This is a genomic window from uncultured Oscillibacter sp., assembly GCF_910579365.1.
Classification (GTDB): domain Bacteria; phylum Bacillota; class Clostridia; order Oscillospirales; family Oscillospiraceae; genus Oscillibacter.
Map to the genome: position 1 here is coordinate 1 of NZ_CAJTUX010000128.1, position 3742 is coordinate 3742.

The window sequence follows — 3742 nt, forward strand, 5'->3', positions numbered from 1 at the left end:
CGACACCCGGAACCACAATCCGGTGCTCTAACCAACTGAGCTACACCCACCACATATAACCGTCTGACTGCGTTTGACGAACGCCCAAAGGAGAGCCTGGCACGCCAGAAGGGACTCGAACCCCTGGCCTACTGCTTAGAAGGCAGTTGCTCTATCCGGCTGAGCTACTGGCGCGAATTTGGATGGAGCAGGTGACGAGAATCGAACTCGCATCCCCAGCTTGGAAGGCTGGTGCCCTGACCATTGTGCTACACCTGCATATGCCCTCCCTGGAAATCGTCAGCTTGGACATCATAACATGAAACCGCATATCTGTCAAGCGGTCTTTGCGGTTTTTCCGGAAATTTTTCTCATTCCCCCAAGGCCAGAAACGCCCGGAACAAAATCCGCCCCGCCGGACTGCCCTCCAGCCGCTCGGGATGCCACTGGACCGCCCACACCGGAAGACGCCGGTGGACCAGCGCCTCCACCACGCCGTCCTCCGCCCACTGGACCGCCCGAAGGCCGGAGCCCAGCCGGTCCGCCGCCTGATGGTGGGCGCTGTTCACCCACCCGCCGGACAGCGGCATGGGGGCGCCGGGGGCCCGCCGGACCGGATGGAGGCCGTCGGCGCCGCCGCGGGCGCCGTGGCCGGGAATGTCCTGCGCCAGCGTTCCGCCGAAGAAGACGTTGACGGTCTGAAGGCCCCGGCAGATGCCCAGCACCGGCTTCCCGGCGGCGGTGAAGTCCTGGAGCAGGGCCAGCTCCGCCTCGTCCCGCTCCGGGTCCAGATTTCGGGAGGCGGCGTTCGCCTGGCCATAGCGCCAGGGCTCCAGATCGCCGCCGCCGGGGAGAAGCAGCGCGTCCCCCAAAAGGGACCGCCGCTTCCGGCCGAACACCGCCCGGCCTCCCGCGGCCTCCACGGCCCGCCGGTAGTTGGGAAAGGACTCCGCCTCTCCATAGATGTACACGGTTTTCCCCATGCGCGCCCCCCCTTTGCTGCTTTAGTCTATGCGCCGGAGGGGCGAAACGGTCCCACAAAATTTTAAGCTTATTTTCAGCTTTGTGAATATTGACTTGGCGGGAGGTTCGTAGTATGATCTTCCTTGGTCCTGCTTTCAAGGAACCACGAGAGTAAACAGAATGGAGGAACCTCGAGATGAAAAAATGGATTGCTTTGATGATGACGCTTTTGCTCATGCTGGCCTTGGCCTCCTGCGGCGGAAACTCCGGCGGAGATTCCGGCGGCGGCAGCTCCGACAGCGCCGGCGCGGGCAGCGGCGAGGTTCGGGCGGAGGACGGCTATGCCGAGGCCCGTATTGGCGATGTGGTACATTCCTATTTTATGGATTTCAGCGTGAACAGCGCCTATACCACCAGCGAGTATCACGGTCACACCGCTCCGGAGGGCAAGCAGGTCCTGGTGGTGGAGATGACGGTGAAAAACACCTTCAACGAGACGCTGCCCATGTATGACGATGACTTCCAGGGCCAGTGGACCGCCAGCTCCGAGACCGAGGAGTTCGCCTGGCCCATCACCGAGGGCGAGGACGGCAGCGACCTGGACACCGTGAGCGACGAGCAGCTCCCCGCTACCTATGAGCTGGGCGTCAACGAGTCCCGCACCGGCACCCTGGTCTTCGATGTGCCCGCAGATGAGAAGGATTTCTCCATTTCCCACCTGGAGCTCTTCGACGACAACAGCGAGGGAGACACCTTCTTCGTGTTCTTCACCGCCGAGGCAAAATAAAAGACGCGGAAAACGGAGCGGCTATGCCGCTCCGTTTTATCTTATCCCAGGAAGGAGCGGGCCAGGAGGAAGAGCAGGCAGGTATGAGCGGGATAGTATAAGTAGAAAAACCACTTCCATCCCGGCCCCTTCTCCCCGTTGTACCGGAGCATCAGCGGCAGGGCCAGGACCATCATCCACTGGACAGGGCCGTAACCATACAGCGCCTCGGCGCTGAACTGATAGACGCAGAAGATCAGGTAAACGGCGGCCAGGGCCTCCCGCCGGTCCCGGAGGAAGTACAGCGCCATGCCCAGGGCGATGAACTCGAAGCCGTACTCGTTCACCGCCAGGTTGGGGACCGCGCCGGTGAGCACGTCGCCGCTGAGGCCTCGGGTAAAGGGCAGCAGGAAGGGCAGAAGCCCGTAGAGCACCTGCGCCAGGGCGACGGCTCCCAGAAGCAGCCCGCCCCATTTCCGGTCCCGCTGGAACAGCTCCACGACGCTGATGAGAAGGCCCGTCAAAAAAAGGGGCAGGAAGATGTTGTGATTGCCATAGCCGTTCTCCGAGGGAAACCAGGCGTCCAGAACCAGGCCCAGGGCCGTCATGAACAGGCTCATCATGTAAAGGCGCAGGAGATAGCGCCTCCGGCTTCGGGTGTGGGCATAGCTCTGGGCCATGCAGAAGAGAAACAGGGGATAGGCCCCCCGGCCCAGCCAGCGGAACCACACCGGGGACGCCGGGAAGTAATATCCGATGTGATCCAGAGTCATCAGGACCAGAGCCGTCCACTTCAGGGAAAAGGCCGTCATGAAATCCGCTCCTTTCAAATGGTCAAATGGGAGACGGCATTGCCGTCCTTCACCATAACGGCGGGGCGGCGCGTTTTTCTTCAAAACGGGGCGGTTTTCCCGGCGGCTTCCGGTTGCCATTTCCCCGGAAGTTTGCTATAATTCCCAAAAGACGCGGCGGGACGAACCGCCGGATCGTTTGAATGTTTGAGAGGAGACGATGACAATGGATCGCTGTGCCTTGGCGTATCAGTATCACAAGGAAGGCTGGAACTGCGCCCAGTCCGTGGCGGGGGCCTGCGCGGACCTGGCGGGCCGGACGCCGGAGGAGGTTATGCCGCTGCTGGGCGGCTTCGGCGGCGGCATAGGCGGCAGTCACGAGGAGGTCTGCGGCGCGGTCAGCGGCGGCGTGCTGATTCTGAGCCTCTGCTTCCCCCACGCCCAGGGTGAAGACCAGGCCGCCAAGCGGAACATCTACCGCCTGGCCAAGGAGTTCCGCCAGAGGTTTTACGAGGTGTTTGGCCACAGCCGCTGCGGGGACCTGCTCCGGGCCCGGCCCGGCGTCACGGAAAAGAACCCCGCCGCCCAGCGCCTGGGCGTCACCGCCCACTGCGACAACATGATCGTCACGGCGGTGGAGCAGCTGGAGCGGCTGGTGCAGGAAGAACGGGAAACGGCGGCGCAGTGAGCCGCAAGCCACAACAGCGGTCCGCCATACGGCGGACCGCTGTTCGCCGGAGGGAATTTTGCGGATTTGCTGGAAAATGCTTCCCTTTTGTGAAACGCTGTGCTATAATACTTTAAAACCGCAAATACCAAAAGCGACGGGCCCGTCAGGACCCGCCTTTTATTACGGAAACACAAGGAGGAGCGCGCATATGAGCGGAGACGGGAAGAGGAGGCAGTTCAGCAGCCAGTGGGGGTTCGTGTTGTCGGCCGTGGGCTCCGCCGTGGGCATGGCCAACGTGTGGGGCTTCCCCGCCAAGATGGGCAGCAACGGCGGCGGCGCCTTTTTGATCGCCTATCTGGTGTTTATCATTCTCTTCGGCACGGTGGGCCTCTCCGCGGAGTACGCCGTGGGCCGCCGGGCCCGGACGGGGACTCTGGGCGCCTATGAAATGGCCTGGGGCACCCGGAAAAAGAGCCTGGGAAAGGCCGGGGGCCTTCTGGGCTGGCTGCCCCTGGCGGGGTCCATGTGCATCGCCCTGGGCTACGCGGTCATCATCGCCTATGTGCTGAAGGC

At 62.7% G+C, this 3742-nt stretch carries 4 protein-coding genes, 2 tRNA genes and 1 pseudogene; 3 read left to right on the top strand and 4 right to left on the bottom strand.

Annotated features, from left to right (window positions below; genetic code table 11):
* Positions 1–97 precede the first annotated feature (97 nt).
* From QZ329_RS15185 to QZ329_RS15195, 3 genes are all read right to left on the bottom strand, one after another.
* Positions 98–174 (bottom strand) — tRNA-Arg (locus tag QZ329_RS15185).
* A 9-nt stretch (positions 175–183) separates the two neighbouring features.
* Positions 184–258, bottom strand: a tRNA-Gly gene (locus QZ329_RS15190).
* 92 nt (positions 259–350) lie between these two features.
* Positions 351–962 carry a gamma-glutamyl-gamma-aminobutyrate hydrolase family protein gene (locus QZ329_RS15195; RefSeq protein ID WP_295753847.1) on the bottom strand — a complete coding sequence of 204 codons (612 nt, stop codon included), beginning with the start codon at positions 960–962 and terminating at the stop codon, positions 351–353.
* A 176-nt stretch (positions 963–1138) separates the two neighbouring features.
* Here QZ329_RS15195 and QZ329_RS15200 point away from each other — a divergent pair, with 176 nt between their 5' ends.
* Positions 1139–1729 (top strand): DUF4352 domain-containing protein, encoded by a 591-nt coding sequence (locus tag QZ329_RS15200; RefSeq protein WP_295753848.1) that lies wholly within the window; start codon positions 1139–1141, stop codon positions 1727–1729.
* Between the two features lie 41 nt (positions 1730–1770).
* On the opposite strand, the gene QZ329_RS15205 is transcribed toward QZ329_RS15200, so the two are convergent.
* Positions 1771–2520: a TraX family protein gene (locus QZ329_RS15205; protein WP_295753849.1), complete on the bottom strand. Its 750-nt coding sequence runs from the start codon at positions 2518–2520 to the stop codon at positions 1771–1773.
* Between the two features lie 205 nt (positions 2521–2725).
* Between QZ329_RS15205 and QZ329_RS15210 the strand changes: the two genes are divergently transcribed.
* Both QZ329_RS15210 and QZ329_RS15215 read left to right on the top strand, forming a co-directional pair.
* The gene (locus QZ329_RS15210) at positions 2726–3187 is read left to right on the top strand and encodes a C-GCAxxG-C-C family protein (protein WP_295753850.1); all 462 of its coding nucleotides are present in this window, start codon (positions 2726–2728) and stop codon (positions 3185–3187) included.
* 190 nt (positions 3188–3377) lie between these two features.
* Positions 3378–3742: pseudogene (locus tag QZ329_RS15215) on the top strand (sodium-dependent transporter); the annotation flags it as partial.